The following is a 16,696-nucleotide window of genomic DNA, read 5'->3' on the forward strand; positions in this document are numbered from 1 at the left end:
AGCCTGCCTCGCGTTTTTCGCAACACCTTGCCCGTTTCGGGGCGTCATCGATCAAGTCCTGTTTGCAAGCAGGGTCATTTTGGCGCATATTGCAAGTATTGTTTAAAGACATTAAACACAAATTATAAATTGATCTCATTTAATTGTTTAATAAAATTAAACTAAACGGTTTTTAATCATGCTTATTCGCAATGTCGACAGCTTGGTGCAGGCGCGGGCCGAAACCTTGACCTATATGCGCTTGCTGGTGCGCTTGCTGCACCTGGCGCTGGTATTGGCGCCCGGCGGCGTCTGGCTGGCGCAGTCGGGCGCGCCGCTGCACGGCCTGCTGGCGGCAACGCTGTCTTTCGCCGGCGTGCTGACCTTGCTGGCCTTCCAGGCGCTGGGCCTGTACGGCTCCGGCCTGTTCGGCCGGCAATTGCAACTGCGCAGGCAGGCGACGGCATGGTCGCTGACCTTCATCGCGCTGATGCTGGTGGGAGGCCAACTGCCTCTGCTGGCGGCGGCTTCTATCGAGGCGCTGCTGGGCTGGTACGCGTCGACGCTGGCCTTGCTGCTGCTGGCGCGGCTGGCGCTGCATGGCTGGTGCCGGTGGCTGGCGCGCCGCGGCGTCGGCTTGCTGCCGACGGTGATCCTGGGCTGCACCGCCAGCGGCAACCGGCTGGCCGCTTATTTGACCGAGAACGCCGATATTCGCGCCAGGTTGGTCGGCTATGTCGACGACCGCACCGACAGGCAGGCATTTGGCATGGCCGGCCTGCCTTATCTGGGCGATATGCCGCAGCTGGAGCGCATGGTGCGCGCCGGCCAGGCGCAGCTGGTGCTGGTGGCGCTGCCGTGGTCGGCGGTGGAGCGGATGGGCGATCTGGTCAGCCTACTGCGGCGCTTGCCGGTGACGGTGCTGCTGGCGCCGGACATGGCCGGCCTGCAGCACGCGCATCACCGGGTGACCGCGGTGGCTGGGTTGCCGATGTTCAATATCTCGGAGCTGCCGCTCAAGGGCTGGTCGCCGCTGCTCAAGCGCTGCGAGGACGTGTTGCTCGCCGTCGTCGCGCTGGCGCTGGCCGCGCCGCTGATGCTGCTGCTGGCCTTGCTGATCAAGCTGGATTCACCGGGACCGGTGCTGTTCCGGCAAAAGCGCTACGGCTACAACAACCGCCTGATCGAGGTCTACAAATTCCGCTCCATGTACGTGGAGCAGGCCGATGCCGACGCCGAGGCGCAAACCACGCGCAGCGATCCGCGCGTCACCCGCGTCGGCCGCTTCATCCGCAAGACCAGCCTGGACGAGCTGCCGCAGCTGCTGAATGTGCTGGGCGGCAGCATGTCCATGGTCGGCCCGCGGCCGCACGCCACCGCCACCAAGGCCGCCGGCGTGCTGTTCGAGGACGCGGTGAGCGAATACACCGCCCGCCACCGGGTCAAGCCGGGCATCACTGGCTGGGCCCAGGTCAACGGCTACCGCGGCGAAACCGACACCCTGGCCAAGATAGAACGACGGGTGGAATACGACCTGGAGTACATCGAGAACTGGTCGCTGTGGTTCGACTTTTACATCCTGATCCGCACCCTTCCGGCGGTGCTGTCGGCCGACGCGGCTTATTGAGGCAAACATGCAAAATCCCGTTCCCGAACTCATTCCCTGCATCGTCTGCGGCGGCGCCGGCTCGCGGCTGTGGCCGGTGTCGCGCCAGGCCTTTCCCAAGCCCTTCATCCGCTTGGCCGACGACCAGAGCTTGTTGCAAAAGACCTTTCTGCGCGCGGCGAGCCTGCCCGGCGTCCGCCGGGTGCTGATCGTCGCCAATGAGGAAACCCGCTTCCGCACGCTGGACGAATGCCAGGCGGTCAACGCCGGCGGCCTGGCGCTGGAACTGCTGCTGGAGCCGGAAAGGCGCAATACCGCGCCGGCGTTGGCCGCCGCCGCCGCGGACCTGCTGGCGCGCGATCCGGCGGCCGATCCGCTGCTGCTGGCGCTGCCGGCGGACCATCTGATCCGCGACGAAGCCGCCTTCGCCGCCGCGGTTGAGCGGGCCGCGCGCCTGGCCGGCGCCGGCCGCGTCGTCGCCTTCGGCCTTAAGCCCAGCCGCCCGGAAACCGGCTTCGGCTATATCGAAACCGGCGTCGCCATCGGCGCGGATGGCCTGGAAGTGGCGCGCTTCGTGGAAAAGCCGGACCTCGCCGCCGCCGAGCGCTATCTGGCCGATGGCCGCCATCTGTGGAACAGCGGCATGTTCTGCTTCGCCGCCGCCAGCCTGCGCGCGGCGCTGGCCGAGCATGCGCCGCAAGTGTTGGCCGGCGTGGAAGCCAGCCTGGCGGCAAGCCAGGCCGTGGAGGACGGCGGCGTTCGCCAGCGCGAGCTGGACCGCGCCGGCTTTGCCCGCTGTCCGGATATTTCCATCGATTACGCGGTGATGGAGCGCATCGCGACGGCGGCGGTGGTGCCGTGCGAGCTGGGCTGGAGCGATATCGGCGCCTGGGACAGCCTGGCCGCGCAGTTTCCCGCCGACGCCGACGGCAACCGCGTCAGCGGCGAAGCGCTGCTGCAAGGCAGCCGCGATTGCTTCATCCAGAGCCGCGGCAGGCTGATCGCCGCGCTGGGCGTGGACAATCTGGTGGTGGTCGACACCCCGGACGCGCTGCTGGTGGCGGACCGCTCGCGTTGTCAGGAGGTGCGCGAGCTCAGCGGCCGGCTGCGGCGGCAAGGCCACCCCAGCTGGCGAGAACATCTGAGTTCGCAGCGGCCCTGGGGTCATTACACCGTGCTGGCCGACAGCGAGCGCTACAAGATCAAGCGCATCGTGGTGAAGCCGGGCGCGTCCCTGTCCCTGCAGATGCATCACCACCGCAGCGAGCACTGGATCGTGGTCAGCGGCACCGCGCGGGTGACGCATGGCGACACGGAACGGCTGGTGTACACCAATGAATCCACCTTCATCCCGGCCGGGGAAAAACATAGGCTGAGCAATCCCGGCCTGATCGACCTGGTGTTGATCGAAGTGCAGAGCGGCGAATACCTGGGCGAGGACGACATCGTGCGCTTCGCCGACGACTACGGCCGCACGGAGGCGCGGCCGTGAGCCGCACCGCGCTGATTCTGCCGGTGCGCAACGCCGGCCGCCATCTGGACCGGCTGCTGCCGGCGCTGGCGGCGCAAAGCCTGCGCCCGGACGAATGGCTGGTGTTGGACAGCGAGTCCAGCGACGACAGCAAGGCGCGCCTGCTCGCCGCCGGCGCCAGCGTGGTGTCGGTGCGCGCGGCGGACTTCAACCACGGCGGCACCCGCCGCCTGGCCAGCGAGTTGTGCCGCGCCGAGGTGCTGATCTACCTGACCCAGGACGCGATACCGGCGGACCCGGACGCGCTGCGCCGGCTGCGCGACGCGGTGCTGGCGGAAGACGATATCGGCGTCGCCTACGGCCGCCAGCTGCCGCAGCCGGACGCCGGCCTGCTCGGCGCGCACGCGCGCCGCTTCAACTATCCGCCGCTCAGCCGCACCAAGCGGCTGGCCGATGCCGCCGAGCTGGGCATCAAGACCTGTTTCAGTTCCGATTCCTTCGCCGCTTACCGCCACGCGGCGCTCAAGGCCGTCGGCGGTTTTCCCGCCGACGTGATCGGCACCGAGGACGCCCATGTCGCCGGCCGCATGCTGCTGGCCGGCTGGGCGGTGCGCTACGAGGCAGACGCCCGCGTCCATCACTCCCACGACTACGGCCTGCTGGAAGAAATGCGCCGTTATTTCGACATCGGCGTGTTCTACGGCCGCGAGCGCTGGATCGCCGAACACTTCGGCCGCGCCGGCGGCGAAGGGCGGCGCTTCCTGCGCTCGGAACTGGCCGCGGTGCGCGGCGCCGGCCAGCCGTGGCGGCAGCCGGAAGTGCTGCTGCGCAGCGCGCTCAAGCTGACCGGCTACCGGCTGGGCCACGCCGAACGCTGGCTGCCGCCCGCGCTCAAGCGCCGGCTCAGCCTGTTTCCCGGCTATTGGAAATGAATCTGGACCCGCGATGAAGACACACCGCCTCCCTCTATTCAGCTTGCTCGCCCTTTGCGGCGGGCTGGCCGCCTGTTCCACCCCCAGCACCATCGCCTTGCCGGACGGCAAGACCGTGGAGGCGCGGCAGCTGGCGCTGCGCGACATCAGCCAGCTGCCGCCGCCGGTGACGCGGGTGATGAACGGCGACACCCTGCGCATCGTCCGCGACGCGCAATCGCCGGCGGAAAAGGACGAAATGAGCTTGTTCTTCGTGCGTCCGGACGGCAGCTTCGCCTACCCGCACGCCGGCACCGTGCGCGGCGGCGGCCGCACCCCGGAGGAGATAGGCGCGGAGATCACCGAGCGGCTGTCCACGCTGTATCGCCAGCCGCAAGTCACCGTCAACATCGCCATCGCGCCGGGCAACCGCGTCTTCGTCGGCGGCGCGGTGCGCAATCCCTCGGCCTTCGAACTGAGCGCCGCCGCCAGCATCGAGCAGGCGGTGATAGGCGCCGGCGGCGTGCTGCCGTCGGCGGACAGCGAACACGTGGCGCTGCTGCGCATGGACGAGGCCGGCTTGTACCAGATCTATTTCAGCGATCTGGCGCGCATGCTGGACCCGGCCGCCGGACGGCGCGGCGTGATGCTGCAGCGCGGCGACATCGTGTTCGTGCCCAAGTCCGCCATCGGCAAGGCGGTGGAGGGCGTGGACATGTACGTCAACCAGTTGCTGCCGTTCTCCAAGGCGATAGGCATAGGCCTCAACTACGACCTGGGCGGCAAGGGCAGCAACAACGTCAACATTCAGAACAACCCCACCATCAAGGCCGGCAATTAGCGGGCGACCCAGACATGATAGAAATCCGTTCCTTCCGCGACCTGGCCCGCCTGTTTTTCATCTACCGGCGCGAATTCAAATGGGCGTTCGCCGCCACCGTGCTGGTGGCGGTGCTGGGCGCCTTCCTGCTGCCGGCGCGCTACGAATCCGAGGCGCGGCTGCTGGTCAAGCCGGGCCGCGATACCAGCACCCTGCCCATCGAATACGCCGACCGCCAGACGCTGGTGGCGCCCAGCACCCAGCGCGACCCCATCGTCGACGAGGAAAAGCTGCTGACCGGACGCCCCATCATCCATCAAGTGGCCGAATACTATTTGAGCGAGATGCGCGCGCCGCCGCCGCAGGGCGGCTGGCAAACCCTGAAATTCCATTTGAAGCAGGCGGCGTCCGCCGTGCTGGACTGGGCGCGCGACGCGCTGGCGCTGCTTGGGCTGGTGGAGGCACAGACCCCGGCGGAACGGCTGGCGGCCAAGCTGGAGAAACAATTCAGCGTCAGCCACCAGAGCGGCTCGGCGGTGATGGAAATCGCCTTCAGCTGGGACGACCCGGAGGTGGCGCGGCAAGTGCTGGCCAAATGGCTGGCGCTGTACATCGACGAGCGCAGCCGCGCGCTGGGCCGCAAGAGTCTGTATCAGTTCTACGACGCGGAAAGCGGCAAGCTGGCCGCGCAGATCGCCGGCTACAAGGAGCGGATCGGCCAGCAATTGCGCCAGATCGACGGCATTAGCTCCAAGGAGCGTCTGGACAGCCTCACCGACCAGCTCAACAAGCTGGAGGCGGCGCGCAGCGCCGATCAGGCGGAGTGGACGGCGATGCAGGGCGGCATCGCCAACGCCCAGGCCAGCGGCGGCAAGCTGCCGCGCGAAATCGTCAAGGAGCGCGAACTGAGCCTGAACCCGGCGCGGCAAGACCTCAAGCTCAAGCTCAACGGCCTGGAGCTGGAACGGCTGGACAAGCTCAAGACCTATCTGCCGGACGCGCCGCCCATCCGCGAACTGGATGAAAACATCGCCGCGCTTAAGAACTTGATCGCCCGGGAAAAAGACACGGTGCAGCGCTCGGAAAACCGCGCGCCCAGCGATCTCGTCAATCTGCTGGAGCGCGGCAAGTTGGAGCGCGGCATGCGCGCCGGCGAACTCAAGGCCAAGGTGGCGGCTTACGACAAGGCCATCGCCGCGCTGAAGGACGAACGCGCGCGCATCCTCGGCGTGGAGCCGGAACTGTCGCGGCTGGAGCGCAATCTGGCGGTGGCGGAAAAGAACTACCTGCTCTACCGCGACAGCCTGGAAAAGGCGCGCATAGACCGCGAGCTGGACAACAGCCGCATCAGCAATATCGCGGTGATAGAACAAGCCACCTTCAGTCCGGCTCGGGTGTTTCCCAAGAGCCTGGCCATCTTGCTGGCCGCGCTGCCGGCCGGCGCGGCGGTGGGTTTGTTCGCGCTCTATCTGTGCTACTTGCTGGACCAGCGCATCCACGACGGCGGCGGTGTCGAGCGCCGCTTCCAGGCTCCGTTGTGGAGCACCTTGCCGGAGCTGGAACCGGGCGTGGAGCCACCACCCGCCTTCGAGGCCGGCGTCTACCGCCTCTACGGCCAACTGCCGGCCGACAAGCTGGCGCGCGATGGCCTGGTCATCGGCTTGGTGTCGTCGCGGCGCGGCGAGGGCGTCAGCTTCGTCGCCCGCCACTTCCTGCGGGTGCTGGCCGAACGCGGCGTGCCGGCGCGGCTGGCGGCCGACGACGCCGGCGCCGCACCAGGCAGCGTGACGCTGATCGAGGCGCCGGCGCTGCTCAGCAATCAGCGCGCCTTCGTGCAGCTGAAGCGGGCCGACCTGATCCTGCTGGTGATAGAGGCGCGCGCCACCACCGTGCCGATGGTGGACAACGCCCTGTCCATCCTGCGCACCGCCTTCCGCCAGGTGGACGGCATCATCGTCAACCGCCGCCGCTTTGAGATTCCGTCCGCCTGGCTGCGGCGGATGGCGCGGCTGAAGGGAGAGCGGACATGAGAATCGCATTATTGTCGCCGCTGCCGCCGGAACAGACCGGCATCGCCGATTACGCCGCCGTCTGGCGGCGGGCGCTGGAGGAGCAGGGCGTCAGCGTCGCCGCTCCGCTCAGCGGCCAGCCGCCGGCGGCGAGCGCGCTGGAACTGGGCTGGCAGCTGCAGCGCGTGGACTGGAGCCGTTTCGAACTGGCGCACGCCGAACTGGGCGGCGGCCGCGAGCGCGAATTCATGGCGCTGGAATGGCTGGCGCGCCATCAGCCGTGGCTCAAGCTCACCGCCACCGTCCACGATCCGGAACGGCTGATCTGGCGGCCGCCCGGACTGCCGCGGCAATGGCCGCGCTGGCTGAGCCAGGGCGCGGCGTTGCTGATGGACCCGCTGACGCTGGCGCGCGAGCGCCGGCTGGCCGGGCGCCTGGCGCGGCTGGTGACGTTGACCGACACCGGCGCCGACTGCCTGGCCCGGCGCATGCGGCTGCCAGCCGAACGCGTCGCCCGCATTCCGCACGGCAACCAGGCGCTGCCGGCCGCGCCGCTGCCGCCCTTGCCGCCGGAGGGGCCGCTGCGGCTGCTCTACTTCGGCTTCATCTATCGCGGCAAGGGCATAGAAGACCTGCTCGACGCGCTGGCGCTATTGCAGGAAGAGCCGGACACCCGCGACCGGGTGCGGCTGACCCTGGCCGGCGGCGCGGCGCCCGACATCGCCTTCGGCCGCTCCGGCTCCTATCTGGACAGCCTGCGCCAGCACGCCATCCGCCTGGGCTTGCGCCGCAATATGCTGGACTGGCGGCTGAACCTGCCCCCGGAGCAGATTCCGGCGCTGATCCAGGCTCATCACACCATGGTGCTGCCCTACCGCGAATCGCGGAAGCTGGCCTGGCTGGGTCAGATGCGCGGCACCAGCGGCGCCTTGTCCTGGGCCGCCGCCTGCGGCCGCGGCGTGGTCTGTTCCAATGCGCGCGCCTTTGCCGAAGAAGCCGCCCACGGCAATGGCGAAGTCTATCCACAGGGCGACAGCGCCGCGCTGGCCTGGGCGCTGCGCGGCCTGCTGCTGGAACCGCAGCGGCTGGCGCGGCACAGCGCCAGCGCCGGCGAACTGGGCGCCGAGCGCGCCTGGCCCAGCGTGGCCGCGCAGTTCCGCCGCCTGTTCGAGGCGGTGCTGACGGAGCGCGGTCATGACTAAACTCGCTCGCTGCCTCGTTCTGTTGCTGAGCTGCGTGTTCAGCGCCGTTGCCCCGGCGGAACAAACCCGGCTGACCGCCGCGCGGCCGGTGGTGTGGCGCGACTTCCTCGGCGTCAACGCTCATTTCCTGTGGTTCACGCCGGCGCAATACCAAGGCCAGATCCAGCAGCTCAAGGCGCTGGGCCTGGAATGGGTGCGGGTGGACCTGCATTGGGACCGCCACGAACCCAAGGAAAACCAGTTCGTGTTCGCGCCGCTGGATCAACTGGTGGACACGCTGAAGGGGCAGCGGCTCAAATCAGTGTTCTACCTGGTGGGCTCCGCCCCCTTCGCCAGCAGCGCGCTGCCGCTGCTCGGCCCCAGCGACCAGTTTCCGCCCAAGGACAACAAGGTGTTCGCCAAGCGCATGGCCATGCTGGCCAAGCGCTATCCGGCGGTGGACGCCTGGCAGGTGTGGAACGAGCCCAATCTGCCCGGCTTCTGGCGGCCGCTGCCCAGCCCGGAAGGCTATGGCCGTCTGCTGCAGGCCAGCGCGGAAGCGCTGCGCAGCGCCGCGCCCGGCAAGCCGGTGGTGATGGCCGGCATGGCCTACTACAGCCAGATGCCGGTGCGCGGCGGCCTGATGCTGGAAGAACTGGGCAAGAAGGGCGGGCTGGACCTGGGCGCCATCGTCGCCTACCACCCCTATAGCCAGCAGCCGGAAGGCGACGATCCCAAGGCGCGCGACTTCGTGCTGCGCGCGCAGCAGATCAACGCCCGGCTGCGCCAGGTCAAGGCGCCGGCGATCTGGGCCACCGAATGGGGCTGGTCCAGCTACGCCGGCCCCAAGGAAGAGCAGGAGCTGATCGGCCGCGACGGCCAGGCGGATTATCTGTTGCGCCGGCTGGCGCTGATGAGCGCGCTGGATTACGACCGCATCTTCCTGTTCGCGCTGTCGGACCTGGACCAGCGCGCCAGCGTGCGCGACCGCGGCTACGGTCTATTGGACCTTGCCGGCAAGCCCAAGCCGGCCTACCAGGCACTGGCGCGCTTTCTCGCCGCCACCGGTCCCAGGCTGAACCCGGCGCCGGCGCCGCAGCTGGACGCCGCGCCGGATGATCTCTACAGCGTTGGCTGGCGCAAGCCGGACGGCACGCGGCTGTGGATGTTCTGGAGCGCGAGCGGCGGCGCGGCGCGGCTGCCGGGCATCCCCCGCGCCACGCTGCACCAGCCCTTGAGCGGCGGCCGGCAGGCGCTGCGCGCCGTCGGCGGCCTGCTGAAAGTGACGGTGAAGCCGCAATTGCAAATCCTGGAGTGGCGAGAATGAATGTCCAGCCGATTGCCAGCGTCGCCGGCGGCCCGCCGCTGCGCATTTTGTGGACACTGCCCTATCTGCCCTGGCCCACCACCAGCGGCGGCAAGCTGCGCCAATTCCACTTGCTGCGCGCGCTCAGCGCGCGCGGCCACCGCATCACCGTGCTGGCGCAGAGCAAGGACGCACTTGGCGCCGATAGCCGCCGCCAACTGGAAAGCGTGGTCGAGCGGCTGATCGTGCTGCCGCGCCGGCCGCTCAAACATCCGCTGACCCTGCTGGCCGCCGCCCTGGCGCCCTATCCGCTGCTGGCCAGCGTCAATGGCCTGGCGCCGGCGCTGCGCCGCACCTTCGGCGAACTGCTGGAACAGCCGTGGGACGTGGTGCAGATCGAGCACAGCTACGCCTTGCAGCCCTTTCTGCCGGAACTGCGCCGCCGCCGCCAGCCCTTTCTGCTGACCGAGCACAATGTCGAATCCACGCTGGGCGCGGCCACCTACCAGGGCCTGCCGCGCTGGCTCGCTCCCTTCGTGCTGTGGGACCGCTGGCGCTACCGGCGCTGGGAGGAAACCGCGCTGGGCGCGGCCGAGCGCATCGCCGCCGTCACCTGGGAAGACGCCGCGGAGATGTCCCGGCGCAGCGGCCGGCTGGTGGACGTGGTGATCAATGGTGTGGACGCGGCCGCCTTCGCCACGGTGCGGCCGGCGCTGGACAGCCAGCGCCTGCTCTTCGTCGGCAATTTCGAATACCCGCCCAATCGCGACGCGGTGGAATGGCTGGCCGGCGAGATCATGCCGCGGCTATGGCGGCGGCTGCCGCAGGCAAGGCTGGCGGTGTGCGGCCACGCGATGCCGGAGAGCTGGGCGCGGCGCTGGCCGGACGCGCGGCTGGAATGGCAGGGCTTCGTGCCGGCCTTGCCGCCGCAGCAAGGCCGCGCCGCGGCCTTCATCGCGCCGCTGCGCGAAGGCGGCGGCTCCAAGCTCAAGGTGCTGGAGGCGCTGGCGGCCGGCTTGCCGTTGCTGAGCACGCCGCAGGGCGCGTCCGGGCTGGACCTGCGGCCCGACAGCGATTACCTGAGGGGCGACGACGCCGAGCAGCTGGCCGAGGCCGCCGCCGCGCTGCTGAGCCGGCCGGAGCGCGCCGCCAGCCTGGGCGCGGCTGGGCGGGAATACGTGAGGAGGCGGCACGATTGGGCCATCGCCGCCGACCAGCTGGAAACCTTGTATCGGGAGCTGAGACATGCGCATCGGAATTGATTACCGTCCGGTCACCGCCGCGCCGCGCTCCGGCATCGCGCGGCAAGTGCTGGCGCTGGAAGCCGCGTTGGCGGCGCGGCCGAACGTGGAAGTGCTGCGCTTCACCGCCTGTCCGGCCGACCATCCGCATCGGCAGCTGGCGGAGTGTCCGGCGCGGCCCAGCCCGGCGGACGGCCTGCACCGTCCGCGCGAGCGCTTTCATTTCGAGGTGCGCTTCTTGCCGCGCGCCATCCGCGCCCAGCGGCTGGACCTTTACATCGCCACCGCCAACACCGGCCTGCCGCCCTGCGGCGCGCCGGCCGGCACCCGCTATGCGCTGCTGCTGCACGATGTGTTCCAGCTGACGCTGGATAACTATCATGCCAGCCTGGCGCGCGCGCTGGCCTACCGGCTGATTGACTGGGCCGGCACCGCGCGCTCGCTGCGGCTGGCGGACGCGGTGTGGACGCCGTCGCGCTACACCGCGCAGGCCGCCGCCAAGCTGTTTCCGCGCCAGCGCGCCAAGCTGGCGGTGCTGCCCAACGCCGTGCCCTGGCGTCCGGCGGACCCGGCCACGCCGCTGCCGGCCGGCTTGCCGGCGCGCTATTGGCTGGCGGTGGGCGCGCGCGAGCCGCGCAAGAACATGCCCTGGTTCGTCGAGCAATGGCGGCAGGCGCGCGAGCGCCAGCCGGACCTGCCGGCGCTGGCTCTGGTGGCGCGGCCGCAAGAGCTGCCGGCCGAACTGCGGCGGCTGGATGGCCTGATCTGGCTCAAGGAGCTGGACGACGCCACCCTGCGCGCGGTGTACGCGGCGGCGGAGCGGCTGTGGCAGCCATCCTACGCCGAGGGCTTTGGCCTGCCGGTGATAGAAGCGCTGGCGCAAGGCACCCCGGTGGCGGTGGCCACCGGCTCGGCGCTGGATGAAATCGCCCCGCCGCAGGCGGCGCGCTTCGCCCCCGACGACGCCGGCGCGCTGCAAGCGCTGATGAGCAAGCTGGCCGAGGCCGGGCCGGACGGCAGCGCCACGGCCAACCGCGCCTGGGCGCGGGAATACGATATGCAGGCCTACGCCGCCCGGCTGGGTCCGCTGCTGGACGGCGTGCTGGCATGACGCCGCTGACGCGCGCGCTCGCCGCCGGCTGCGGCCTGTTGTTCGGCGGCCTGCTGATTCTGCTCGGCCCGGCCGTGGCCACGCTGGCGCTGGCCGCCGGCTGCGCGCTGTGCGCGGTGCTGCGCCAGCCGCTGCTGGGCCTGGCTGGCTTCGGCCTGGCGGCCTGCCTGATGCCCTATACCACGGTGCAGCTGGGCGTGCGCATCACCGTGTCCGAAGCGCTGCTGGGCCTGGCCTGGCTGGGGGCGCTGCCGCGGCTGGCGGTCGGCGTTCTGCAATGGCCGCAGGGCCGCGCCGAACAGCGGCTGCTGTGGCTGATGGCTTTCAGCCTGCTGCCCTTCCTGGCGGGCCAGCTGATGGTGCAGGCCGACGGCAACGGGCCGGTCAACTGGGCGCGCTGGCTGCTGAATCTGTCCGCGCTGTTCCTGGCTCCTTTGCTGCTGCCGGACGCGCGCAGCCGCGATCGTCTGATCGTGCTGCTGCTGCTGGGCACGCTGGCGATGTTGCTGCTGTCCATCGGCTATTTCCTCAAGGACCGCGACGCCAACAGCTTTATTCCGGTGCTGGAAAAACTGCGTTACGCCCACCCGGAAGCGGTGCGCGACATTTTCTCCGCCAACTACACCCGCATGGCCTCGCCCTGGGTGCATCCCAATCTCACCGGCGGCGCGCTGGCGCTATTGCTGCCGCTGGCCTTCTTCTACGGCCTGGCGCAACAGGGCTGGCGCCGCGTGCTGGGCATGGCGGTGGCGCTGCTGGGCGCCGCTGGCCTGCTGTTCAGCATTTCGCGCGGAGCCATCGTCAGCCTGGCGCTGGTGTTGTTGTGGCTGAGCTGGCGGCGCGCGCCGCACGCCGGCCGCATCATTGGCCTGGCCGCGGCGCTGGGCCTGGCCCTGGTCTTGTTCTATCCGCCTTTGCAGGAACGCCTGGCCACCACCTTCTCCGCCAGCAACGCCAGCACTGAAGTGCGCATGGACGAATACCGCCGCTTCCCCGACGCGGTGCGCGCCTATCCGCTGGGCCTGGGCTTCAAGGTGGACCCGCCGCCGCCGGACAGCGGCCTGCTCGGCATCTCCAATCTGTGGCTCAACTTCGTCTACAAGCTGGGCGCGCCCGGCATGCTGCTGTTCGTCGCCGTCACCATCGCCTGGTGGCGCGAAGCGCGGCCGCGCGGCCCGTTGTCGGAGCTGGACCCCGAGCGCGCGGTCTGGCTCGGCACCTTGTCCGGCTTGCTGGCGGCGCTGCTGACTGGTTTTTTCGACCACTACTACAGCTTCACCATGGTGCTGATCGGCCTGTTCTGGCTGCTGATGGGCATCAATCTGCAAGCGGCGCGCCGGCTGGCCGGACGCGGCGATCCCCTGCTGCTGGACGGCGCCGCGCCGTCCGGCCCGATAACCGTTGACCCGAAAGCGACACCGCGATGAAAGCGACCGATCTTCCCGCCGTGCAGGCCCTGACGCTGCGCCACCGCATCTACCACAGCAGCGCGCTGCGCGAGCGCCTGGACGGCTACGCCGCGCGCCTTGGCGTTCCGGCGGCGGAACTGGCCGTCGCTTACGACTGGATGCTGGCCAATAATGTGGCCTTCGAAGAGGGCGACGCCGCGGAGCCGCGCGTCTCCATCGTTTCCGTGAATATGGAAAGCCGCATCCCGCATCCGTTGGCGAGCCGCTTCTACGCGCTGCTGCGCGACGAAGTGCCCACCCAACTGGTGCCGCGTTACGGCCTCAACTGGCCCACTTTCAAGGACCGCTGGCTGCGTGCCTGGGAGCAGTGCTACAACATCCTGATCAACAAACTGCCGTCCCACCACCTGCGGCTGGCCTGGCTGCGCCTGGGCGGCGCGCGCATCGGCAAGGGCTCCAGCGTGTGGCGCAACACCGAGGTGCTGGGGGTCAACAATCTGGTGATAGGCGCGGACAGCTGCGTGGCCTGGCATTGCCTGCTGGACGCCCGCGCCGGGCTGATCATCGGCGATCACGTCGCCATTGCCTCCTACGCCAAAATCATCGCCGGCAGCCACGACCTGAGCGCGCCGGAATTCTGGTCGGTGTCTGCGCCGGTGTATATCGACGATTACGCCTGGATCGCCACCGGCGCGCTGATCGGCCACGGCGCGCGCATCGGCCGCGGCGCGGTGGTCACCGCCAACACCGTGGTGGGCAAGGAAGTGGCCCCGTACAAGATCGTCGGCGGCAGCGGCGCCAAGCCCATGGGCGAGCGGCCGCGCGATCTCAACTACAAGGTGGGCGGCAAAGGGCTGTTCACCCTGTTCCACTAATGACACTGAGCCCATGTTCGGTCCCGCCGCCTTATTGACCCTGGCCACGCTGGCCGGCCTGTTGGCCGGTTTCGCCCGCGAGTGGCTGCTGGTGGCCGCCTGGGGAGCCGGCGGGCGCAGCGACGCCTTTCTGGTGGCGATGTTCCTGCCGGAAGCCTTGCGCACTCTGCTGGCCGGCGGCCTGCTGTCCGCCGCGCTGCTGCCCTTGTGGCAAGCGCAGACGCCGGCGCGGCGCGGCGCCTGGTTGGCTGGTCAACTGCGCCACTGGTTGGGCGTTGGCCTGGGGCTGGCCGCGTTGTTGAGCCTGGCCGCGCCGTGGCTGACGCGGGCGCTGGCGCCCGGCGTCGACGCCGCTCACGCGGCGCAGGCAGCCGCCGCGCTGCGCCGGCTGGCCTGGCTGGCGCCTGGCCTGCTGGCCCAGGCGGCGCTGGCGGCGCCGCTGCAAGCCCAGGGCCGTTTCCTGCTGGCCGGGCTGGGTTCGCTGCTGTTCAATCTGCCGGCGGTGTCCTACCTGTATTGGGCCGGGCCGGCCGCGACGGAGACGGCGCTGGCGCAATGTTTTCTGGCCGGCAGCGGACTGATGGCGGCGGCCTTGCTGCCCGGCAACTGGCGGCAGGGCTGGCGGCCCTGGCTGCGCGCCGGCCGCGGCGAGACCGGCCAAGCCTGGCGGCAGCTGTGGCCCTTGCTGGCCAGCGGCGCGGCCAGCCAGGGCTTGGGCTTGCTGGAACGTATGGCCGCCTCGCTGCTGGGGGAGGGGACGATTACCCTGCTCAATCTGGCGCGCAAGCTGATCAACCTGCCGCTGATCGCGCTGATGAGCTTGAACCAGGTGCTGTTGAGCAAGATGAGCGGCGCGCTGGGCGAGGACCGGCGGCGGTTGCTGGACAGCGGCCTGGCCGCCTGCACCCTGCTGACCCTGCCGGCGGCGGCGGGTTTGATCGGAGCCGCGCCGGCGCTGGTGGCCTTGCTGCTGCCGGCCGGGCTGGCGGCGAGCAGCCTGCCGCTGCTGCTGGCGTTGTACGCGCCGGGCATTGTGTTCGGCGCCTGGAACGCCTTGTTGGCGCGCTATTGCTACGCCGGCGGCGATACCCGCGGGCCGATGCTGCTGGAACTGGCGGGCAGCGCGTTGAGCGCGGCGTTGCTGCTGACGCTGCCGCGCTGGCTGGGCTTGCCGGGTCTGGCGCTGGCCACGCTGGTCGGGGTGTGGCTGACCGGCGCGCTGCTCGCCGCCCGGCTGGGCCAGCGCTTGCTGCCAAGGCTGGCGCGTCAGGGCCTGGCGGCATCCGTACCGCTGGCCGCCACCGGCCTGCTGTTGTTTCCGCTGCGCGGCTTTGGCCCGTGGCCGCAACTGGCGCTGGCCGCCTTGGCCGGGGCCGTGCTGTTGTTGGGGCTGGGCTGGCGTTTTAGAGCCGGTTCATGATCTTTTCTGATTTGAAGTATTGGCCAAAGCATTGAATCCGCTGCGCGGATGATGATTTAGGGCCGGTTCCGTCCGGCAAACGGAAAGGGAGATTTGCGCGGCCAAATCTCCCTTTACCCTAAAGGCCGCCCTGCAAGCCTGGCCTACGGCTACCCGCCGGGTCCCGTCAGGCCCGAGGCGCGGCTGAACTCGCAGCGCGCTAACGTCGCGCTGCTCGAACAAGCAGCCGCTTAAAACCTCGGGCCTGCCACCCGTCGGCAGGCTTGAAGGGAGTGAGGGCGCGTCGAATACGAGGTTTCCAATGTATCTACGCAACGCCTCAACGTACTTAACAAAGATCGTGAACAGGTTCTTAGGCGGAAATGGGCGAGCACAACTCCAACAGCAAGCCATCCGGACAACGCAAATGGGATACCGTCTGACCCCAGGGCTTGAGCGAGGGCGCTTGCAGCTCAACGCCGCCGTGGCGCAAGGCCTGGGCGTGGGCGGCTGCTACGTCGTCGGTCGTCAGCGCGATCTCCATGCCCAGCGGCAGCGGCGAGGCGTCCGCCGCCACATAGCCTTCCGGCAGATTCATCCGGCCCAGCGGATGGGCGGCGAAGGCCAGCGTGGTGGCGCCGGTGTCCAGCTCGCCGTAATCGCCGGATTCGTGCAGGAAGCGGCGCTTCATGCCAAAGGCGTTTTCAAAGAAGGCCAGCGAGGCGGCGACGTCGGAGACGTAGAGAATGGTGTAGGCGAATTGCATGGTTGGGCTCCTGATCAGGGTTTATTGCAGCTGCCGCAGAATGTCGGCGCACAGCACGACGCGAGCGTACTCGCCGTCCAGATTGGCCAGCGCCATCGCGTGCACCTCGTCGGCGCTGCGCGGGGTGCCGGCGTAGTCCAGTTTGTCGAAAGCGAAGCAGGCGTCGGCGGCCACCAGGGTGTGGAAGCCGAGGTTGCCGGCGCTGCGGGCGGTGGCTTCCACCGAGTTATTGGTGCTGACGCCGACGATGAGCAGCTGTTCGATGCCGCGCACGCGCAGCCAGCGTTCCAGGCCGCTGTGGGCGAAGGCGTCCGGCACGTTCTTTTCCATCACCTGTTCGCTGGCCAGCGGCGCCAGCGCTGGCTGGAATTCGACGCCGGGCTGGCCGGGCCAGAACGGCGATCCCGGGGTGCGCGAGATGTGGCGCACGTGGACCAGCGGCGCGCTGGCCTGGCGCCAGGCGTGCAGCAGTTGGGCGATATTGGCTTCGGCCTGGGGGTTGTTGCGCGGGCCGGCTTCGGGGCGGCTCATGCCTTGTTGCATGTCGATGATGATGAGGGCGGGGGCGGTGTGCATGGCGGTGATGCTGGGGTCATGGCGGGGGTTTAGTGT

14 protein-coding genes are annotated in these 16,696 nt (G+C 69.3%); 12 read left to right on the top strand and 2 right to left on the bottom strand.

Annotated elements, in window-relative coordinates:
- The first annotated feature begins 178 nt into the window (after positions 1-178).
- Genes VI26_RS02655 through VI26_RS02710 form a run of 12 tightly spaced genes read left to right on the top strand, consistent with a single transcriptional unit; the run spans position 179 to position 15,339 of the window.
- On the top strand, positions 179-1,606 hold the full coding sequence (locus VI26_RS02655; RefSeq protein WP_048408169.1) for an undecaprenyl-phosphate glucose phosphotransferase: 1,428 nt from the start codon (positions 179-181) through the stop codon (positions 1,604-1,606).
- Between the two features lie 7 nt (positions 1,607-1,613).
- Entirely contained in the window at positions 1,614-3,077 is a 1,464-nt protein-coding gene (locus VI26_RS02660; protein ID WP_048408170.1) for a mannose-1-phosphate guanylyltransferase/mannose-6-phosphate isomerase, read from the top strand.
- Positions 3,074-3,988 carry a glycosyltransferase family 2 protein gene (locus VI26_RS02665; protein ID WP_048408171.1) on the top strand — a complete coding sequence of 305 codons (915 nt, stop codon included), beginning with the start codon at positions 3,074-3,076 and terminating at the stop codon, positions 3,986-3,988. The genes VI26_RS02660 and VI26_RS02665 overlap by 4 nt, the downstream gene beginning before the upstream one ends.
- Positions 3,989-4,001: 13 nt before the next feature.
- The gene (locus VI26_RS02670) at positions 4,002-4,808 is read left to right on the top strand and encodes a polysaccharide biosynthesis/export family protein (RefSeq protein WP_048408172.1); all 807 of its coding nucleotides are present in this window, start codon (positions 4,002-4,004) and stop codon (positions 4,806-4,808) included.
- 14 nt (positions 4,809-4,822) lie between these two features.
- Positions 4,823-6,817 carry a lipopolysaccharide biosynthesis protein gene (locus tag VI26_RS02675; RefSeq protein ID WP_048408173.1) on the top strand — a complete coding sequence of 665 codons (1,995 nt, stop codon included), beginning with the start codon at positions 4,823-4,825 and terminating at the stop codon, positions 6,815-6,817.
- A complete protein-coding gene (locus VI26_RS02680; RefSeq protein ID WP_048408174.1) occupies positions 6,814-7,998 on the top strand; it encodes a glycosyltransferase in 1,185 nt (394 codons plus the stop codon). The genes VI26_RS02675 and VI26_RS02680 overlap by 4 nt, the downstream gene beginning before the upstream one ends.
- Entirely contained in the window at positions 7,991-9,304 is a 1,314-nt protein-coding gene (locus tag VI26_RS02685; protein ID WP_048408175.1) for a cellulase family glycosylhydrolase, read from the top strand. The genes VI26_RS02680 and VI26_RS02685 overlap by 8 nt, the downstream gene beginning before the upstream one ends.
- Positions 9,301-10,545 carry a glycosyltransferase family 4 protein gene (locus VI26_RS02690; protein WP_197081355.1) on the top strand — a complete coding sequence of 415 codons (1,245 nt, stop codon included), beginning with the start codon at positions 9,301-9,303 and terminating at the stop codon, positions 10,543-10,545. Before VI26_RS02685 ends, VI26_RS02690 begins: the two co-directional genes overlap by 4 nt.
- Positions 10,529-11,635, top strand: a complete 1,107-nt coding sequence (locus VI26_RS02695; RefSeq protein ID WP_048408176.1) for a glycosyltransferase family 1 protein — start codon at positions 10,529-10,531, stop codon at positions 11,633-11,635. The genes VI26_RS02690 and VI26_RS02695 overlap by 17 nt, the downstream gene beginning before the upstream one ends.
- Positions 11,632-13,062: an O-antigen ligase gene (locus VI26_RS02700; protein WP_048408177.1), complete on the top strand. Its 1,431-nt coding sequence runs from the start codon at positions 11,632-11,634 to the stop codon at positions 13,060-13,062. The genes VI26_RS02695 and VI26_RS02700 overlap by 4 nt, the downstream gene beginning before the upstream one ends.
- Positions 13,059-13,919, top strand: coding sequence for an acyltransferase (locus tag VI26_RS02705; protein ID WP_197081356.1), 861 nt, complete (start codon positions 13,059-13,061; stop codon positions 13,917-13,919). Before VI26_RS02700 ends, VI26_RS02705 begins: the two co-directional genes overlap by 4 nt.
- Positions 13,920-13,932: 13 nt before the next feature.
- Positions 13,933-15,339 carry a lipid II flippase MurJ gene (locus tag VI26_RS02710; RefSeq protein WP_048408178.1) on the top strand — a complete coding sequence of 469 codons (1,407 nt, stop codon included), beginning with the start codon at positions 13,933-13,935 and terminating at the stop codon, positions 15,337-15,339.
- A gap of 352 nt (positions 15,340-15,691) precedes the next feature.
- Here the strand turns inward: VI26_RS02710 and VI26_RS02715 are convergent, their stop codons facing one another.
- Both VI26_RS02715 and VI26_RS02720 read right to left on the bottom strand, forming a co-directional pair.
- Entirely contained in the window at positions 15,692-16,084 is a 393-nt protein-coding gene (locus VI26_RS02715) for a VOC family protein (RefSeq protein WP_048408179.1), read from the bottom strand.
- Positions 16,085-16,105: 21 nt separating this feature from the next.
- Positions 16,106-16,696: cysteine hydrolase family protein (locus VI26_RS02720; RefSeq protein WP_369799183.1), on the bottom strand; the 591-nt coding region annotated here is incomplete at its 5' end.

It is taken from the genome of Chromobacterium sp. LK1, assembly GCF_001043555.1.
GTDB lineage: Bacteria > Pseudomonadota > Gammaproteobacteria > Burkholderiales > Chromobacteriaceae > Chromobacterium > Chromobacterium aquaticum.

Excerpts from the sequence above, each read along its gene's own strand:
- VI26_RS02655 (WP_048408169.1), top strand. The coding sequence starts at position 179 with ATGCTTATTCGCAATGTCGACAGCTTGGTGCAGGCGCGGGCCGAAACC.
- VI26_RS02660 (WP_048408170.1), top strand. The coding sequence starts at position 1,614 with ATGCAAAATCCCGTTCCCGAACTCATTCCCTGCATCGTCTGCGGCGGC.
- VI26_RS02670 (WP_048408172.1), top strand. The coding sequence starts at position 4,002 with ATGAAGACACACCGCCTCCCTCTATTCAGCTTGCTCGCCCTTTGCGGC.
- VI26_RS02675 (WP_048408173.1), top strand. The coding sequence starts at position 4,823 with ATGATAGAAATCCGTTCCTTCCGCGACCTGGCCCGCCTGTTTTTCATC.
- VI26_RS02680 (WP_048408174.1), top strand. The coding sequence starts at position 6,814 with ATGAGAATCGCATTATTGTCGCCGCTGCCGCCGGAACAGACCGGCATC.
- VI26_RS02685 (WP_048408175.1), top strand. The coding sequence starts at position 7,991 with ATGACTAAACTCGCTCGCTGCCTCGTTCTGTTGCTGAGCTGCGTGTTC.
- VI26_RS02690 (WP_197081355.1), top strand. The coding sequence starts at position 9,301 with ATGAATGTCCAGCCGATTGCCAGCGTCGCCGGCGGCCCGCCGCTGCGC.
- VI26_RS02695 (WP_048408176.1), top strand. The coding sequence starts at position 10,529 with ATGCGCATCGGAATTGATTACCGTCCGGTCACCGCCGCGCCGCGCTCC.
- VI26_RS02700 (WP_048408177.1), top strand. The coding sequence starts at position 11,632 with ATGACGCCGCTGACGCGCGCGCTCGCCGCCGGCTGCGGCCTGTTGTTC.
- VI26_RS02705 (WP_197081356.1), top strand. The coding sequence starts at position 13,059 with ATGAAAGCGACCGATCTTCCCGCCGTGCAGGCCCTGACGCTGCGCCAC.
- VI26_RS02710 (WP_048408178.1), top strand. The coding sequence starts at position 13,933 with ATGTTCGGTCCCGCCGCCTTATTGACCCTGGCCACGCTGGCCGGCCTG.
- VI26_RS02715 (WP_048408179.1), bottom strand. The coding sequence starts at position 16,084 with ATGCAATTCGCCTACACCATTCTCTACGTCTCCGACGTCGCCGCCTCG.